The organism is Aeromicrobium sp. 9AM, from assembly GCF_902506105.1.
Taxonomy (GTDB): Bacteria; Actinomycetota; Actinomycetes; order Propionibacteriales; family Nocardioidaceae; genus Aeromicrobium.
Genome location: NZ_LR733304.1, coordinates 726,180 through 743,319 on the forward strand (window position 1 = coordinate 726,180; position 17,140 = coordinate 743,319).

17 protein-coding genes are annotated in these 17,140 nt (G+C 65.8%); 10 read left to right on the top strand and 7 right to left on the bottom strand.

Features of this window, described 5'->3' with window-relative positions; translation table 11 throughout:
• The first annotated feature begins 93 nt into the window (after positions 1–93).
• Together BOSE46_RS09685 and BOSE46_RS09690 are read left to right on the top strand one after the other, a co-directional pair.
• Positions 94–1,053 carry a hypothetical protein gene (locus tag BOSE46_RS09685; protein WP_159540042.1) on the top strand — a complete coding sequence of 320 codons (960 nt, stop codon included), beginning with the start codon at positions 94–96 and terminating at the stop codon, positions 1,051–1,053.
• A gap of 3 nt (positions 1,054–1,056) precedes the next feature.
• Positions 1,057–2,121: an ImmA/IrrE family metallo-endopeptidase gene (locus BOSE46_RS09690; protein WP_159540043.1), complete on the top strand. Its 1,065-nt coding sequence runs from the start codon at positions 1,057–1,059 to the stop codon at positions 2,119–2,121.
• 184 nt (positions 2,122–2,305) lie between these two features.
• Here the strand turns inward: BOSE46_RS09690 and BOSE46_RS09695 are convergent, their stop codons facing one another.
• The 5 genes from BOSE46_RS09695 to BOSE46_RS09710 all read right to left on the bottom strand — a co-directional run bounded on the left by BOSE46_RS09695 (position 2,306) and on the right by BOSE46_RS09710 (position 6,706).
• Complete coding sequence (locus BOSE46_RS09695) at positions 2,306–2,842, bottom strand: hypothetical protein (protein ID WP_159540044.1); 537 nt, start codon at positions 2,840–2,842, stop codon at positions 2,306–2,308.
• A 72-nt stretch (positions 2,843–2,914) separates the two neighbouring features.
• The gene (locus tag BOSE46_RS21570; protein WP_256366716.1) at positions 2,915–3,049 is read right to left on the bottom strand and encodes a hypothetical protein; all 135 of its coding nucleotides are present in this window, start codon (positions 3,047–3,049) and stop codon (positions 2,915–2,917) included.
• Between the two features lie 1,098 nt (positions 3,050–4,147).
• Positions 4,148–4,414 (bottom strand): helix-turn-helix domain-containing protein, encoded by a 267-nt coding sequence (locus tag BOSE46_RS21700; RefSeq protein ID WP_159542632.1) that lies wholly within the window; start codon positions 4,412–4,414, stop codon positions 4,148–4,150.
• 202 nt (positions 4,415–4,616) lie between these two features.
• Positions 4,617–5,891 (bottom strand): MFS transporter, encoded by a 1,275-nt coding sequence (locus BOSE46_RS09705; RefSeq protein ID WP_159540045.1) that lies wholly within the window; start codon positions 5,889–5,891, stop codon positions 4,617–4,619.
• Between the two features lie 119 nt (positions 5,892–6,010).
• Positions 6,011–6,706 carry a TetR/AcrR family transcriptional regulator gene (locus tag BOSE46_RS09710; RefSeq protein WP_371415506.1) on the bottom strand — a complete coding sequence of 232 codons (696 nt, stop codon included), beginning with the start codon at positions 6,704–6,706 and terminating at the stop codon, positions 6,011–6,013.
• A gap of 49 nt (positions 6,707–6,755) precedes the next feature.
• On the opposite strand from BOSE46_RS09710, the gene BOSE46_RS09715 reads away from it, so the two are divergent.
• The 7 genes from BOSE46_RS09715 to BOSE46_RS09745 all read left to right on the top strand — a co-directional run bounded on the left by BOSE46_RS09715 (position 6,756) and on the right by BOSE46_RS09745 (position 13,849).
• Positions 6,756–8,105, top strand: coding sequence for an NAD(P)/FAD-dependent oxidoreductase (locus tag BOSE46_RS09715; RefSeq protein WP_159542634.1), 1,350 nt, complete (start codon positions 6,756–6,758; stop codon positions 8,103–8,105).
• 68 nt (positions 8,106–8,173) lie between these two features.
• Positions 8,174–9,580 (top strand): aldehyde dehydrogenase family protein, encoded by a 1,407-nt coding sequence (locus BOSE46_RS09720; protein ID WP_256366740.1) that lies wholly within the window; start codon positions 8,174–8,176, stop codon positions 9,578–9,580.
• A 3-nt stretch (positions 9,581–9,583) separates the two neighbouring features.
• Entirely contained in the window at positions 9,584–10,321 is a 738-nt protein-coding gene (locus BOSE46_RS09725) for a cyclase family protein (RefSeq protein ID WP_159540048.1), read from the top strand.
• Positions 10,318–11,538, top strand: coding sequence for a four-carbon acid sugar kinase family protein (locus BOSE46_RS09730; RefSeq protein WP_159540049.1), 1,221 nt, complete (start codon positions 10,318–10,320; stop codon positions 11,536–11,538). Before BOSE46_RS09725 ends, BOSE46_RS09730 begins: the two co-directional genes overlap by 4 nt.
• A 35-nt stretch (positions 11,539–11,573) precedes the next feature.
• Entirely contained in the window at positions 11,574–12,563 is a 990-nt protein-coding gene (pdxA, locus tag BOSE46_RS09735) for a 4-hydroxythreonine-4-phosphate dehydrogenase PdxA (protein ID WP_159540050.1), read from the top strand.
• A complete protein-coding gene (locus tag BOSE46_RS09740) occupies positions 12,560–13,231 on the top strand; it encodes a 4-hydroxythreonine-4-phosphate dehydrogenase (RefSeq protein WP_159540051.1) in 672 nt (223 codons plus the stop codon). Before pdxA ends, BOSE46_RS09740 begins: the two co-directional genes overlap by 4 nt.
• A 12-nt stretch (positions 13,232–13,243) precedes the next feature.
• Positions 13,244–13,849: a TetR/AcrR family transcriptional regulator gene (locus BOSE46_RS09745; RefSeq protein WP_159540052.1), complete on the top strand. Its 606-nt coding sequence runs from the start codon at positions 13,244–13,246 to the stop codon at positions 13,847–13,849.
• Between the two features lie 2 nt (positions 13,850–13,851).
• Here the strand turns inward: BOSE46_RS09745 and BOSE46_RS09750 are convergent, their stop codons facing one another.
• The gene (locus BOSE46_RS09750; protein ID WP_159540053.1) at positions 13,852–14,967 is read right to left on the bottom strand and encodes an alcohol dehydrogenase catalytic domain-containing protein; all 1,116 of its coding nucleotides are present in this window, start codon (positions 14,965–14,967) and stop codon (positions 13,852–13,854) included.
• A 24-nt stretch (positions 14,968–14,991) separates the two neighbouring features.
• Positions 14,992–15,600, bottom strand: a complete 609-nt coding sequence (locus tag BOSE46_RS09755; RefSeq protein WP_236551700.1) for a YitT family protein — start codon at positions 15,598–15,600, stop codon at positions 14,992–14,994.
• A 258-nt stretch (positions 15,601–15,858) separates the two neighbouring features.
• On the opposite strand from BOSE46_RS09755, the gene BOSE46_RS09760 reads away from it, so the two are divergent.
• Entirely contained in the window at positions 15,859–17,139 is a 1,281-nt protein-coding gene (locus BOSE46_RS09760) for an aminotransferase class III-fold pyridoxal phosphate-dependent enzyme (protein WP_159542638.1), read from the top strand.
• The last annotated feature ends 1 nt before the right edge of the window (position 17,140 follow it).

Sequence of the window (17,140 nt, forward strand, 5' to 3'; positions counted from 1 at the left end):
CGTTGGCGCGACATATACAGGTATGACTGTGTTACGGACTGAATTTGGACACGCGGCGACCCCTTCTGCACGAGTGTGGAGAAAGACCACTTGATGGAACAAACGCCCGACGCACTGGCGCGGCTTGCCGCGACGCTGTCTGCGGCGCAACCATCTGTCGTCGCACAAGCGATGCGTGCTTCGGCCGCGATGTTCGAGGAAGGGGTCGCGCCCGAACCGCAAGAAGGTCAGTGCTGGCGGTTGCGATGGAACGACCGGGTCGTCCTCGCAGTCATCAGTCGAGTACACGACGACTACCTGCTTGTGATGCCGGTAGACCTTTCCCCCGACGCAGCCGATGAAACAGCGCTCGTTGTTCCGGGAACGTCGGCCGGGCTGGCAGATGACGTCACCGTATTTGCGATGCTCGAGACCGGTGTCGGGCCATGGACTCTTGAGCTTTTGGTCGCGGATCTCGTTGGCTCATCAGGCGCAGCAGCTTTGCGAAGATGGCTCAAAGGAAGTGACAGCGAGCTTCCCGCCGGCTGGCGTCAAGGCACCCCCACCCAGCACGACGCTCATCCTCGTCGCGCGAACCGCCACGACATTAGCGCCACCATCTGTGCCCTCGGGGACGCAGACTGGCTTGACTCCGCATGGACACGAAACCCGGACACGACTTCGAGCGTCCCATCAGGCATCACCGTCGAGCACCTTGAAGCCGCTTGGAAAGTACTCGGAGGCCCCAAACAGCGAAGCAACAGCATCGTGCGGGGCAAGGTTGAACCCAGCCCTGAAGAACGACAGAAGCTTGCTGATGCCGGACTGAGCGTGGCCTCCCAAGCGCCTCAGGCGGACGTCATCCACTTCCTTGACATGGTCGAAGCCAAGGCCCCGGTGGTGTTCATTTCGTCAAAGTTCGGTCGCGACGAGGGCGAGTTGAGGCGCGACTTGGCTGCCATGTCCATACCGGTGGCCGCTCGAGCAGATGTCGCAGCACAGAAGGACCGCTCAGCACAGGTGCTTCTTGTCGAAGAGGAACTTCGTCGTCTTGTCGCGCAGGCGCAGGAGTGACTCATGCCCGACGTACCAGCTTGGCTCTCCACGAAGTTTGACGCCAAGACTGTAGCCAAACGAGCCGCCGAGTTCGTGGGGAATATGGATGCGCGTCATCCGGGACTCGTTGAGACTCTGCGAGACGATCCGCTCGAGGCGCTCGCGCAGTTTGGTGAAGTCACGTTCACCTTGAGCGCTCATCAGCAGAGCGGTAAGTGCAGCGTGCTCGGCAGCTACACCACGTTCACAGATCCGCCGACCATCTCGGTCACCCGCCGAGGGCAGGGCCAGACATGGTTTTCCGCTCTGCACGAACTCGGGCACCACGAGCAGCAAGGCGATTTTGCCTGGACGGTTGCTTTGGACACCATCGACGACGAGCGTCGGCGAGGCAGGCTCGAAGAGCAGATCTGTGAAGCTTTCGCGGCCGAGATACTCCTGGGTGCCGATGTGGTGGACGAAATCATCGGAGACGACATCCCGACGGCCAAGTCGATCGCAGATCTTCACCACGCGACTGGCGCGAGCCGGGCCGCATGTGCGGTGCGCGTCCTGCAGCTCTTGCGGGCCGAAGGACTGGTCATGGTGGCAACCCTCGAGGGCGAGGTCCTGTTCTCCACCGGGTCGGGCGACGTCTTCGCCCCCAAGAAGGGCACCGTTCAGCCACCGGACTCGGTTGTCGCGAGGGCAGCTGACGCGGGGACGAGCAGTTCGCGCGACGCGTCCGTCATGTACGGCACCGGCCGACAGCAGCATGGGTTCGCCGCAGACGCCGTCAGAGACGACGACTACGTCTACGCGGTGTTCACTGCCGGCAAGCCCGGCTGGGTGACCGGCTTCTACGCATCCAAGAACTTATACTGGGGCTCCGCGGAGCACGACTGTCGATGCGGTGCGACGTTCACCCGCGGCGCCGAGGCGTATTGCGAGACGTGCAACCGCGGAGACACGTGCCCCGAGTGCGGAGTGTGTGCTTGCGCGCCGGAACCGGTCCGGGACCTCACATGCACTGACTGCTTCATGGTGTGGCCAACCAGCCACTACCTGCCGGGAGGAACGGTCTGCCAAGGCTGCCGCGAGGACTAGTAGAGGTCCGCTTCTTCTGACGTACCGACACTGAGCTTTGTGGCGCTTGCCGCTCCGTCACCCACGAGCCGCGGTGCAACGGTGTGCCGAGCGGCGGCGCGCAGGGTTCGTCAAGAGTCAGTAGTCGGACTTCAGCGAAGCAGGTGGGCACGCCCGCGCGCACCCCACCTGTCCAGCAACCAGGTCAGACTCGCTGGATGCTGTGGTGACAGTTCGGCTGGTATGGGATAGCGAACACGTTCGTGCGCGTGGGCCAGTACCGGGCACGGTGACCCTCGTACATAACTTGAGTCTCCACGACTTGCCCGTCGTGCACGTCGCAGCCAGCCACCGACCACTTCGGCATCCCGGCCCGGTACACGCGGACAGTCACAATGCCTTCGGTGAGCAGCATCGCCGACAGGCCGCGCACGTACCAAGTGTTGAACTCCGACATCGCCATCGTCTGCGCCGCCGAGCGCACGTTCACGGACTTCACCCCCGAGCGTGCGGATGCGGACATCTCGAAGCCCACGATGAGTCCGTCTTCCAGGAGCGCTTCCATCAGCCACTCGTCGTCGTGGTTGCTGATGGCTTCCCTGAGGAGGTCCGGCCAGCGGTCACGACCGGCCGGGGTCAGGCGGGCGGGGTAGAACGGGGTGGCGCCAGCGAGTTCGGCCTCGAACTCGGCCAGCATGCTCGCCCGCACGTCGGGTGTCAGTTCAGTCAGATTCAGTAGCATAAGTGTTCCTTCTCTGCGTCGAGGAAAGACGCCAGGGCCGCAGCGCCCTTGAGGCTGCGACCCTGACGCCTTTCACTTCTGGCGCTTTGAGGCCTGCGCGAGCGCCGACCCGGCCGCCGTCTTGGACGCCTTGCCGGTCCGTCCGTCTCGGAGGACCTTCGATGCAGCCTTCGCGGCCGCCTGACTCGTTTCCTTGCGGTTCGCCACTGTGGGCTCCTTCGTGTTGAGGTTGCTTACACAAGGACCTGTCGGGCCAACGCACGAAATCGTTCACGCTGTGCTTGGTTTGCAATCGTGTTGAGTGAGCCATAGATTTTTGCATCGCGGCGAGAGCATCCCGATGTGCAGCTTCTGTCCCTCTCGCACTTCCGAAGAGGCGAGGCGCGGCTTGCTGGTCGCAGAGTTACGGCGACACGGCAGCACAACAACGTCGCGATGAAAGTAATGCCGCCAGTACGACATGTCATAGGGGGCGGAATGCTCTCGACTCAAGCGCCACTCGGCGGCCTACTGGCGTCGGTCGAACGGCGTGAATAGGGCGTCCATGAGTCCGTTGCGTATGGCGTTGTAGGTCGACTCCCATTTGGGATCTGACTGCAAGGTTCGCTCGCGACCGAGTCTCGCCAGTTCGTAGACCACGCGTCGGCATCCAGCTGGTGAGGCCAACGTTCTGTCGACGCAGGTGCCGATTTGGTGCTCGTGAGTCTCCACGCGCTCCACAACTTCGACTGCGATAGCGCCATGCGCGGCCGCGCGGCGTTCCTCGTACGCGGCTCTTCGGCATGCCTGCGAGCACCAGATCGGTGGTCGTCCGGTCGACTTCCTCTGCACACCTTTGCCGCATCGGGGGCATGTTCCCCCTTCGAGCTCTCGGTGGTTCTCCTCGCGCTTTTCGCGGTGATTGTCTGTACTCATGCCCCCTAAGGCCTTTCGTACGGACGCAAGGGGACACCGAGAATGCAAGAGGTGTGTGGATGTTGGAGAGCTGAATTTCCTGCGGAGGGAGGTTGAGAGTTCGTGGCAACTAGTACGCCGCTCGCTCCTTCGGTCGAATCGTCGCCTGAAAGGAGGAGCTGGCAGATTTATGTCGGTTGAGTCGGAGGCACGAGTGTCCTCAAAGGCGCGCTCGACCAGTTGGACACCAACCGTGATTACACCCAGGCCTGCGGAGGTCGAGCGCGCGCTCTGGGTCCCATGCCTTTCTGATTCAGCTTGAGGAGGCTCTGAGTCGCCTTCATGACTCTCGTGTTCGACGCTGCAAGTCCGGTGCCGCGCGGACACCTGTAACGCCCACCTCCACGGTACCTACTGCTCGCTTCCGCCATCTGTGAAGACGGTCCTGTAGCGGGCAGGGCTCGTGCCCACCACATCGCCAGAGCGGGTACGCAGGTTCTGGGCCGTACCCAGGCCCGATTCGCGAGCAATGCGCTCGATCGACCAGTTGGTCGTCTCGAGAAGCCGTTGGGCCTCGCGGACGCGTACCCGGCTGAGCCGGCGGCTCGGGGTAGTGCCCAGCTCGTCGGCGAAGCGGCGGTTGAGCGTCCGGGTGCTTATGGCGGCCGACTTCGCGATCGCCTAAGCCGTGATGGGTTCGTTCGCATGATGCGTGATCCACTCCAGGGTCGTGGACAGTGACGTGGGATCGCGGTGATCATCTCGGATGTACTGCGCTTGCCCAGCGTCCCTGTCGCAGTCACGGCCGAGTCGCGCCAGCCGAGTGAAGCGAACGTCTCGAGAGCAACTTCGAAGCGGTTGTCCTTAACCGTGCCGGAGGTCATCGGACCCCTTTGACGCGATAGATGATGCAGGCTCCGACGATGCCCGTGACTCCACTGATCATGAACAGGGACGGAAAGTCGCCGAATACCGAGATGGCAGCGGCGCCCAGGATCGGCCCGAACGCCTGCGGCAAGATGAGGGCGATGTTCATGATCCCAAGATCCTTGCCATGGTCCGCCGGGTTGGGCAGGACCTGGGTGGATAATGCTTGATCGACCGCGAAGTAGGCGCCCGTCCCAGCGCCCAGCAAGCACGCGCCGACCGTCGCGGTCTCGACCGAGGGCGACACGGCAAGAAGGATCCCGGACGCCGCCTGTCCAAGCCCGGCAACCAGGACGAACGGTCGCCGACGTCCGATGCGGTCGCTGAGACGTCCGAAAGAGATCGACGCGACGACGGCAAACAGGACGTACACGACAGCCGTTTTCTGGAGCAAGGCGTCGGGATCATCCACACGGAGATCGAACGTGTAGAAGTAGAGCAGCAACCCGGTACTCAGAGCGTTCGACAGGTTGACGAGCGCCCGGCTGAGCAAAGCCCAGCCGAAGTCCGGGTACCGCCGTGGGCTGATCCATACCGAATTGAAGAGGTCGCTCCACCGGAGACTGTTCTCCTTCTCGGTGATGATATTGCGCTCTGCTGAGTGGTCGGGGAGCCAGATCACGGCCGGGACGATGAGTCCGGCGGTCACGGCGGCAAGGAGGAGGTATCCGCTCGTCGTGGTGGAGGTGAACCCTTCGGCCAGTGACACTCCCACGACGATGCCGAGGGCCTGAGGAATGGCGATCCATCCCGAGACGTAGCCGCGCTGGGAGATTGGTACCTGATCGCAGATCATCGAGGTCAGGCCCGACGACGCCGCACAGAAACCGACGATGCTCAGCGACCAGAGCACGCAGATCGTCGTCAGGGCGGTCTGAGAGCTCAGAGCGATCATGGCCGCGACGTTGACGATCCCACCAGCGGCGATCCACGGGCGGCGGCGGCCGAAGCGCGTGGAGTACCGATCGCTCATGGCTCCGACCAGGGGGTACGCCACCATGGCTGCCAATCCGGAGATGGCATTGATCCATCCGAACCGGACAAGCGTCTGCTTCCAATCCCCATCTCCGGCTCCTGCCGCGACCTGCGCGGGAAGCAGCAGCTGCAGTGCCGTGAGCTGAGCCATCCATAAGCCGAGCCACGCCAGCGAGAACAGGCTGACCCAGCGGCCAGAGACCCCACGGGACATGTTATTTGAGGGGAGTGCTGAGGGCTCAATCTTCGACATCGACATCTCCGGACGACTTGGGCGAGTGGCTTGGACGGTTGGCCAAATGCACAGTAGCCGGACGAGACCCTGCAGCGTCAAGGGTGTGAGCGAATCTTTACGCGATCGACGCGGCCGACCTAAGGCGCTGGGGGCGCAGCCGCCAGGAGCCTGCTGAAGAGGTCGAAGATGGCGTCGGGGTCGGTGCCGTCCGGATCCGCGAGCCATGCCAGGGTCACCCCGTCGAAGAGTGCCGAAACCAGCTGGGCCAGTGCGTCTGGGGCGTCGGCCACTGGGGTGGAAAGCTGATCGGTGACGGGGCCGATCAACCTCGTGGCGGTCTCGCGGTAGGCCGAGTATTGCCTCTGAGCCAGCTCCGCGTGCGCCTCGGAGCGCAGTGCCCACGTGGTCAGCTCGTAGATCGCGATCTGGCGACCGCGATCGTCTGAGCGCACGACATTGTCGAAGGCTCGTCGGAACTGCGCTCGGATGGTCTCTTCGGGAGACTCTCCGGTTGCTTGAGGGTCGGTCGCGACCGCTGACTGCTCGACCTCGCGCAGCAACGAGGCCACGACTTCTGTCAAGAGTTCGTCCTTGCCGGAGAACCAGTAGTGGACCAGTCCCGGCGGCACGCCTGCCTCGCTTGCCACACGCCGAGTGGAGGCAGCCGCTACTCCACCCTGTGAGATGACTCGGGTGGCAGCGGCGACGAGCTGAGTGCGTCGGCCGTCGTCGTCTTTTGTGGTGCGGTTGCGGTCGGTCGTCATGGGACCATCATGCACAAGTATGTCTTGGACAGTTGACCTGGGCGGTTGTCCAAGACATACTCCTGTCATGACTCAGGCAGAAGACGCGAAGATCGGCGACGTCGTCGACCGGTCCGACATGGTGTGCATCATCGGAGCAGGACCCTCAGGTCTTGCCATGGCGCGAGCGCTGAAAGCGCGCGACATCCCGTTCAACCATTACGAGCGCAACGAAGGGATCGGCGGTCTGTGGGACATCGATGCCCCCGGCAGTCCGATGTACTCCTCGGCGCACTTCATCTCGAGCAAGACGCTGTCTGGATTCTCGGAATTCCCGATGCCCGACGACTATCCCGACTACCCGTCGCATGATCTCGTGCTGGCCTACCTCCGCGACTTCGCGGCGCGTTACGGACTCGACGAGGGGATTCAGCTCGGTCTCGGTATCGACCAGATCGACAAGAGCGACGACGGCACCTGGCTGGTCCACAGGGCCGACGGCGTCAGCGTCCTGTACCGAGCAGTTGTCTGCTGCACCGGTGCTCAGTGGGAGCCCAACCTGCCGCCGACGCCCGGAAGCTTCGCCGGCACGGTCATGCACTCGGCGGCGTACCGTGACGCACGCGACTTCGTTGGTAAGCGGGTCGTCGTGGTCGGGGGTGGTAACTCGGCCTGCGACATCGCGGTCGACGTGTCCCGTGTGGCTGCTCGGACGATCATCAGCATGCGTCGCGGGTACTGGTTCATTCCGAAGCACATCTTCGGAGTACCGTCCGATGTCTTCGCTGAGCACGGGCCTCCGATGCCCAAGTGGCTTGAGCAGCCGTTGATGGCGTGGATCCTTCAGCGGCTGTACGGCAAGCCCGAACGACTTGGGCTGCAGAGGCCCGACCACAAACTGTTCGAGACGCACCCTGTGCTGAACAGCAATCTGTACCTGAGCCTCCAGCACGGCGACATCATCGCCCGGCCTGGCATCCTCGGGACGGACCGCGAGGAGATCGAGTTCGTCGACGGCTCACTCGAGCAGGCTGATGCCATCATCTACGCCACGGGCTACAGGCACAGCGCGCCGTACGCGCAAGACCTTTTTGGCGACTCGCAGCACCCGAACCTCTATTTGACGTGCTTCTCGCGCGAGCACCACAACCTGTTCGGTGGCAGCTTCACCGAGACGAACACCGGCGCGTACATCCAGTTCGACACGACAGCGATGATGATCGCCAGCTACCTGGACGACCAGTCCCGGCGGCCCGACGTCGCCGCACGATTCGACCGCTTGATCAAGGCCGACAAGCCTGATCTGAGCGGAGGAATCAAGTTCGACAGTTCACCGCGTCACAAGGGCTACGTCGACGGCCACGCATTCATCCGATACCGCGCGAAGCTGTCCAAGCAGCTCGGCTGGGGGTTCAAGGATGCGCCGGTCATCAGTGGTCGACGCACGTCGCCGCTGGCGGCAGCAGGGGACGGGCGGGTGGCGCGATGACCGCAACAATGCAGTCCGTCCCGGCATTGATCGATGGTCGCGAGATCTGGTCTACGGATGCCGGGATGATGTCGCGCAGCGATCCCAGCACCGGCAGACCTCTGGCCGACGTCGTGGTCGCCGGCCAGACCGAGGTCGATCTGGCGGTTGCCGTCGGGCGCACCACCTTCGACCGAGGCGCCTGGTCCAACGTCGCGCCCGCTGAACGAGGAGCGGCCCTCTTGCGGCTGGCCGATCTGGTCGAGCGCGACGCACCGCTTTTGGCCGCGATCGACTCGGCAGAAGCCGGCAAGCCGATCCGTGAGTGCCTGGAGGGCGATGTCGGTGCAGCCCTCGAGGCCTTGCGGTGGTTCGCCGGAGCTGCCGACAAGTTGTACGGCGCGACGAGCGTCACGGTTTCGTCGGAGGTCGGCATGACCTTCCGGGAGCCCATGGGCGTCGTTGCGGCGATCATGCCGTGGAATTATCCGATGGCCCAAGCGGCGTGGAAGATCGGACCGGCTCTGGCGGCAGGCAACAGCCTGATCCTCAAGCCGTCGGAGTGGACGCCCGGATCGGCACTTCATATCGCCGCTCTCGCCATCGAGGCGGGGATCCCTGCAGGGGCCATCTCAGTGCTGCCGGGCACTGGCGCCGTTACCGGGTCAGCACTCGCGCGCCATGACGGCATCTCGGCCATCTCCTTCACCGGGTCGGTGGGGACGGGGCGGGAGATCCTCAAAGCGGCTGCTGGGAGCAACTTCAAGCGCGTCTCGCTCGAGATGGGCGGGAAGAGCCCCCAGGTGCTGATGCAGGATGCGCTCACGTTCGGCGACCGCTTGATTGACCACATGATCGACTCTGCGTTCATGACAATGGGTGAGAACTGCACCGCCGGCAGCCGGGTGCTGGTCCACGAGTCGATCGCTGACGAGGTGACCTCTCGGTTCGTGGATCGGGCGAGGTCGCTCGTCGTCGGTGATGCCTCGGACCAGTCGACCGACATCGGTCCGCTCATCACAGAAGGCGCTGCCCGGCGAGTCCGTGGACTGGTCGAACGCGCGAAAGCAGAGGGGGCGGAGCTCCTGCTCGGCGACGAAGACGTTAGTCAGCGCGGTCCCAACTTCGTCGCACCGACGGTCCTGCGCCTAGAGCGTCAGGATCATGAGATTCAACGGACCGAGGTATTCGGGCCCGTCGTGACGATCTCGACGTTCTCGTCCGAGAACGAAGCGGTCGCCCTCGCGAATGACACGGACTTCGGTCTTGCAGCGTCTCTGTGGACTCGGGACATCAACCGCGCGATGCGTATGGCTCGTGCCATCGAAGCCGGCGTGATCTCGATCAACAGCTACAGCGAGGGCGGTATGTCGGCACCGTTCGGTGGGTACAAGCAGTCGGGCTTTGGCGGCAAGGAGCGCGGAATGGACGCGTTCGAGCAGTGGACCCAGACCAAGACTGTCTGGCTCCAGCTCCACGGCGACGGATCGGCCTGACGGGTGGGCCGCGGTGGAGGGCAGGACGTCGAGCGGGTCATCGACCTGACGAGGACCTTGTTTCCGGGATTCCCGACGACCATCCCCGACGTACCTGCCGTGGAGCGCTGGACGGCCACGACGTACGACAGCCACGGCTACAGCGCCTGGGGCTGGTCGATGGTCGAGCACATCGGCACCCACGTCGATGCTCCGCTCCACTTCTTCGCCAAGGGGCGCAACGTGACGGCCCTGCGGGCCGACGAGCTCGTGGTGCAGGCCAGGGTCCTCGACTTCGTCGACCAGGCCCGGGCGACGTCGTCGCGAACCGTCACGATCGCGGACCTCGAGGCGGAGGAGCGACGGATGGGTCGCATACCCGACGGAAGCGCCGTGCTGCTCTGCAGCGGATGGAGCGACCGATCGATCGACGCCGGGGGCTACCTCGGGTGGGACGGCACGGCACACCGGTCTCCCGGATGGTCGGCTGAGGCCGTCGAGTGGCTGCTCGCGGAGCGAGGCATCGTCGCCCTCGGGACCGACACCAGCAGCATCGACGCCGGTGACACCGACGACGCGTTCGCGCACAAGGCCCTGCTAGGTGCAGACAGGTATGCCGTCGAGGGCCTGATCAATCTGGAGGGTCTGATCGACCATTCATCATTCCGCCTGGTCGTGGGTGTCATCCCGTGGGAGTCGGGGACCGGGGGACCGTGTCGCGCCCTGGCGCTGGTCGGCGCGGCGGCGGGGCGTGCTGCATGAGTCGGCAGACCGTGGTTGTCGCCGACGACTTGACGAGTGCGACGGAGGTGGCCAGCCGCATGGGCTCGGCCGCCGACCCGGCCTTGGTCCTGTTCGATCCGTCTGCAGGGCCACCGTCGCGACTCGCCGGGCGAACCTGTGTTGTGACGCAGAGTCGCGGACTGTCTGCCACGGCCGCGGCGTCCGTGGTGCGACGTTGCCTCGAGTCGTACGTCGCCGCCGAGCAGCCGCCTGTGACGGTGGTCAAGACGATGGACAGCAGCCTGCGTGGCAACTGGGCCGTTGAGCTCGCCGCGGTCGTGAACGTGGTTCGGGCACGCGTCGCGATCGTCGCCCCTGCCTTCCCGGAGCAGGGGCGAGTGACACGCCACGGTCTGCAGATCGCCGATGGTCTGCTGGTGCACGAGGGGCCGGCAGCGCAGGACCCGAGATCTCCTGTCACGTCCTCGCGCATCGCCGCGCACCTCGAGACGGTGGGGCTGCTCGCCCTCGAGCTGCCGCGGCCGAGCCTCGACGGTGGTCGGCGACTCACGCGAGAGGTCGAAGCGGCCCGTCCGACCACGGTGGCCATCGTGGTGGACGTGGAGGACGATGACGACCTCCAGATGATCGCGAACCTGGCGTCCGAGCCCGATGTCGTCTGGTGCGCAGGACCCGGATTGGCGCGTGCGCTCGTGTCCGTTGCCCGTCCGGTGGTGGCGGACGCGATGCCGCGTCTCCCCGCTGCGCTGTGCGTCGTCGGCAGCCTCCACCCCCATACGCGTCGGCAGGTCTTGGAGGCAAGGTCTCAGGGCGTGCCGGTCGTCCACGCGACTGACGTCCCCGGGGCCTCGCGCGTCGTCGGCGAGGTAGTCACGGCACTGCGCGACCAGGGGCGCGCAGTGCTGTGCTCACCGTCGAGTCCGATCGACAGACCGGACGATCTGCTCGCGACGATCACGCGAGCGGTCCTGCTGCGCCAGCCGCAGACAGGCCTGGTTCTCTCAGGCGGCGACACGGCACTAGCCGTTGCCCTGGGACTGGGTGCGGCGAGCATGACGGTCGGCGGCGAGTGCTCGCCAGGTGCGCCGTGGGGCCGGCTCGATGACGACGGACGGACCGTGGTCGTCACCAAGGCGGGCGGTTTCGGCGACGGCGACGCGATCACGTCGCTGCTGTCCGCGCTGGCGCCCGCCACCAGGCCTCTTGCCGCATCCCGACCCAGGAGACTTTCGTGACACGGACACCTCGACCCGTCCCAATGGCGGTGACGATGGGCGATCCCGCGGGCATCGGACCCGAGATCGTCATCGATGCCCTACGTGGTTGCACCTCCGCCGAGCGTCGCGGTGTCGTGGTGGTCGGTGACGTGGGCAGCCTCCGGCGGGCGGCGGAGATCGGAGGGCCTCCACTCAACATCGTCCCCGTCTCTGCCCCGGCCGAGGACGTCCCGGGCTCGGACGTGCGGGTCATTCAGGTGGGGTCGGTGCCGGACGACCTGGAGCTCGGCGTGATCGATGGACGCGCCGGCGCGCTGTCCTTCGGCTTTGTGACGACGGCTGTGGACCTCGCGCTGGCAGGACAGGTGTCCGCCGTCGTGACAGCGCCGATCAACAAGGAGGCGTGGAGCCTGGGTGGGGTGGAGTTCCCGGATCACACCAGTGCGCTCGTCAGACTGACCGGGGCTCGTCGACACGCGATGATGCTGGCGACCGACGAGCTGCGCAGCGTGCTCGTTACGGTGCACCTCTCGGTCAAGGCGGCGATCGAGTCGTTGACGGAGCAGAGGATCGTGCGCACGATCGAGATCACGCACGACGAGCTGCGTAGCCAAGGGATCGCGACGCCGCGGATCGCCGTCGCTGCCCTCAACCCCCACGGCGGTGAAGGCGGCCTGTTCGGTGACGAGGAGATCGTCACGATCGCTCCGGCGGTGCGGACCGCTCAGAAGGCGGGCATCGTCGTGTCGGGACCACATCCGGCAGACACGGTCTTCATGCGAGCGCGGCGAGGTGAGTTCGACGCCGTGGTCGCGATGTACCACGACCAGGGGCTCATCCCGATCAAGTTGCTCGGTATCGACGACGGCGTCAACGTGACGCTGGGGCTCCCGATCGTCCGTACCAGCGTCGACCACGGCACGGCGATGGACATCGCCGGCCAGGGCCTGGCTTCCGGCCGCAGCCTCCAGTACGCCATGACCAGCGCGCAACGCCTGGTCGAGGCCAAGACCAACCACAGCAACTCAGGAGAAATGCCATGACCGACTTCATCTTCATGCTGACGCGGGACGACCGCACCGTCGACGACGCGCACGACCTCGTCGACGTCGTGGCCGACGCCGGCGTGACGCACATCGGCTTCAAGGACATCGGCCTCCCGTGGGCCGAGCTGGGCTCCCTGGCTCGGCAGATCAAGGACCGTGGGGTCACGTCCTACCTCGAGGTCGTCAGCGTGACTCCCGAGGACGAGGTGCGGAGCATTCGCAGTGCGCTCGACCTCGGCGTCGACTACGTGCTGGGTGGCACGCACCCGGAGACCGGGGTTGAGATCCTGAGCGGCTCGGGGGTCAAGTACTACCCGTTCGTCGGTGAGGTGGTCGGTCATCCCAGCGTGCTCGCAGGCACAGCCGCCGAGATCGTCGAGTCCGCAAAGCGCGTGACCGATCTCGACGGTGTCCACGGGATCGACCTGCTCGCCTACCGGTTCGACGGTGACGTCGAACATCTCGTCGGAGACGTCGTCGCAGCCATCGACGTACCGGTGATCGCAGCCGGCAGCGTCGACAGGGCGGATCGGGTGAGGTCCCTGCAGCTCGCTGGCGCTGACGCGTTCACGGTGGGGACCGCGTTGATCGACGGCACTTTTGAGATCGAGGCGCCGTCGAAGTCACTGCGCGATCTCGCCCGGGCCGTCCTCGAGCTCCAGTGACGAGGACCGGGCATGGAGGACGAGGCGACCCGCCTTCGACTGGTCTGCGTCGCGGCCGAGACGTTCGCCGAGCTCGGGTGGCGGGACGCCGCGGTCGTCCAGGTGTGCGCGCGCTCCGGGGTCGACGCCTCGGACTTCTATCGGCTGTATGACGGGGTCGACGACTTCTTCGTCTCGATGTACGCCGCGAGAGCCGACGAGCTCGTGGCTTCGACGATCGCGGCGCTCAACGAGGTCATCCTGTCGGTCCGCGAGGGTTCCCTCGTCGACGCCCGTGACGCGACCAGGGCCGTGACCCGGGTGTTCGCGGCGGGTGCGCTCGACAGAACGTGGTGGATCCTGACCACGGAGTACTCGTTGCGGGCCGTCAGGCATCCGGAGGTGGCAACGTCCTACATCGCGGCTCGCCAAGAGATGCGCAAGGGGCTGGGACAGGCGGTTCGTCACGCGCTCGAGATGGCGGGACTGGATGAGCTCGTCGACTCCGACCGACTGGTCCAGCTCGCGACGGCGGTCCACCGCGGCGCGCTGGCAGACCACTTTCTCGAGCCGGGACAGGTGACGCTAGAGGACCTCGATCACCTCGCCTGGCTGGCGTTGATCGACGCGCTCACGTGAGGTCACGCTCCGTCGAACACGACGACTGACCGTGCTCGTCGACCGTCAGCCATCTCGTCGAAAGCCTGCTCGACCTCGTCTAAGCCGATGCGGTGGCTGATGAGCCGGTCGACGGGGAGTCGGCCTGCCAGGTACAGCTTGCAGAGCGTCGCGAAGTCCGCCGCCGGACTGGTCCCGCCGTAGTTGGAGCCGATGATCCTCTGACCGCGGGCGGCGAGCTCCAACGGATCGATCGTCAGCGTCGTGCCTTCGGCCGGCATCCCGACGAGCACGGCGGAGCCCGCCATGCCCAACAGGTCGATAGCCGTCCTCATCGTCGAGGGGTGTCCCACAGTCTCGAAGGCATGATCGACGCCGTCGGGCGCTATGTGCCGCACCCCTGCCGCTGTCTCGGCTGGTGTACTGCCCAGGACGCGATGGGTGGCGCCGAGCTCGCCCGCGAGGTCGAGCTTCTCGGGGTTGACGTCTACCGCGATGATCGTGTGAGCGCCCGCGACCCGGGCTCCCATGACCGCCGAGAGACCGACTCCGCCGCAGCCGAGTACCACGGCCGAATCGCCTGGGCGCAGCCGCGCGTTGTGAAACACGGCTCCGGTCCCTGTCGAGACCGCGCACCCGATCAGCGCAGCGACATCGAACGGGACGTCGCGGGGGATCGGGACCACGGCGGTCTGCGGGACGACGACTCGCTCGGCGAAAGTCCCGAGACCGAGGAACTGCGCGACGCCTTGATCGCCACGCCGCAGCGGGGCGCTCGGCTCGTGGAACGGGACGTCGTTGCCGGCCGGGCACGCCCAGGCTTTGCCCGACGCACAACGCCGGCAGCGGCCGCACGACGCGACCCACGCGAGCACGACGTGGTCACCGACCGAGATCCCGCCTACTCCCTCGCCGAGTGCCTCGACGACGCCGGCGCCCTCGTGCCCGAGGACGATGGGCAGCTCTGAGCCCCAATCACCCGACCTGGTGCGAAGGTCGGAGTGGCACACCCCGCTGGCTCGCAGGGCCACCTGGACCTCTCCGGTCCGCGGGGGTCGCATCGCCAAGGACTCGAGCCGCATGGGCCGGTCGATGGCGTCGAGCACGAGCGCCCGCACCGTGATGCCATCGGTCGTCATGACGCCTCCTGCTCGGTTGGGTGGTCAGATGCCACGTTCGAAGCTCTCGCCGCCGCCGAGGGGACGAGCCTCCGGGGGGTTTATCGCGAAGACATGCAGCGAGAACTGGGTGACCGGACCGACCAGGATCGCGAACGCCACGGTCCCGATGCCGACGGTGCCGCCCAGGATGAAGCCGAGCGCCAGCACGACGAGCTCCAGGCACGTGCGTGTCGTGCGGATCGACCAGCCGACTCGCTCCGCGAAGCCCGTCATCAGACCGTCGCGCGGCCCCGGCCCGAGACCCGCGGCGACCGACATCCCCGACGCCATACCGCTCGTCAGGATGCCCGCGAAGAGCAGCACGATCTGCCACGGCAAGGGGTTCACGGGCGGTAGTACGGCCATGCCGATGTTGATCGAGACCCCGACGAGGACCACGTTGATCGCGGTGCCGATGCCTGGCCGCTGCCGGAGCGGGATCCATAGCAGAAGAGCGACGAGCCCGACGAGGATGACCATCGTGCCGATCCGGACACCGGCTCGGATCGCGAGTCCTTGGTGGAACGCGTCCCACGGGTCGAGACCGAGCTCGGACCTGATCTGAAAGGCCGCCCCGACCCCGTAGAGGGCCAGCGCCACGTGCAACTGCACCAAGCGACGCGGCATCCGGCTGGGAAGCCCGCCCACGGAAGCGGATCGGGGCTTGCGCAGCGGCACGGGACGTTCCTCTCGAGGCGGTCGGCGAGAGGGATCCCTCGCGTGCGTAAACATAGGTCATTTGTCCTAGATTGCCAAGTCGCGTTGAGGTTCGCAGGAGAGTTGACAGATCCCGGGCACGCGTCCTAGATTGATGCTCGCTCGACGCCGTCGGGCTCGTGGGTCTTACACCGAGAGGAATCAGCCGTGGCTATGGGAACTGACAACATTGGCGTCGACAACAGCGCGGCGATCGGGGAGAAGGCCCCCGAGCCGCGGCGCGACGTGGACGACGCCTGGCGCGCCCGCGCCTCCAAGGTGATCCCGGGCGGGATGTACGGGCACATCCAGGCCGAGAAGTTCCCGAAGGGCTACCCCCAGTTCTTCGACAAGAGCGATGGGTGCCGCGTGTGGGACGTCGACGGCTACGAGTACATCGACATGATGTGCTCGTGGGGCCCGATGATCCTCGGCTACCGGCACCCCAAGGTCGAGGAGGCGTACCACAAGGAGCTCGCACAACGCGACCTGGCGTACGGACCCTCGCCGCTCGCCGTAGAGCTCGCCGAGCGCTACGTCGAGCTGCTGGACGGCGCTGACTGGGCGGTCTTCGCCAAGAACGGCGGTGACGCCACGGCGCTGGCCACGGTCGTCGCTCGCGCGGCGACGGGTCGCAAGAAGATCCTCAAGGCTGGCTCGGCCTACCACGGATCGACGCCGTGGTACACGCCCGTGCTCTCGGGGATCACGCCTGAGGACCGGGCCAATATCATCTTCTTCGACTACAACGACATCCCCAGTCTCGAGGCCGCGGTGGCCGAGGCTGGCGACGACCTTGCCGGCATCATCGTGACGCCGCACCGTCACGAGCTCTATCTCGATCAGGTCCCGGTCGATCCCGCCTTCGCCCAGCGGATCCGCTCCCTCTGCGACGAGAAGAGCGCCGTGATGATCCTCGACGACGTGCGCGCGGGCTTCCGCGTCTCGATCCACGGCAGCTGGTCGCCCCTCGGAATCGTCCCGGATCTGTCGACGTACTCCAAATGCATCGCGAACGGTCATGCTCTCTCGGCGCTGGTCGGCGTCGAGTCGCTCAAGGAGGCGGCCTCGTCGATCTACGCAACTGGTTCCTTCTGGTACGCATCGGCGCCGATGGCCGCCGGTCTCGCGACGCTCGACGTCATGGAGGAGATGGACGCGGTCTCGGTCATGAACGAACGGGGCAACCAGTTCATGGAGGGCATGCGGAAGCAGGGCGCGGCCTACGGCATCCCGGTGTCGGTCACCGGACCTCCGGCGATGCCTTTCCTCCGCTTCGAGGACGGCGGGCAGAACGAGCAGGCTTTCATCTGGAGCGGTGAGCTGCTGCGTCGAGGCGTGTTCGTCCACCCGTGGCACAACTGGTTCGTGTCCACTGCCCACACCGAGGCCGACATCGACCGTGCGCTCGAGGCGACGGACGGTGCGTTCGCCTACCTCGCCTCGCAGCTCTGAC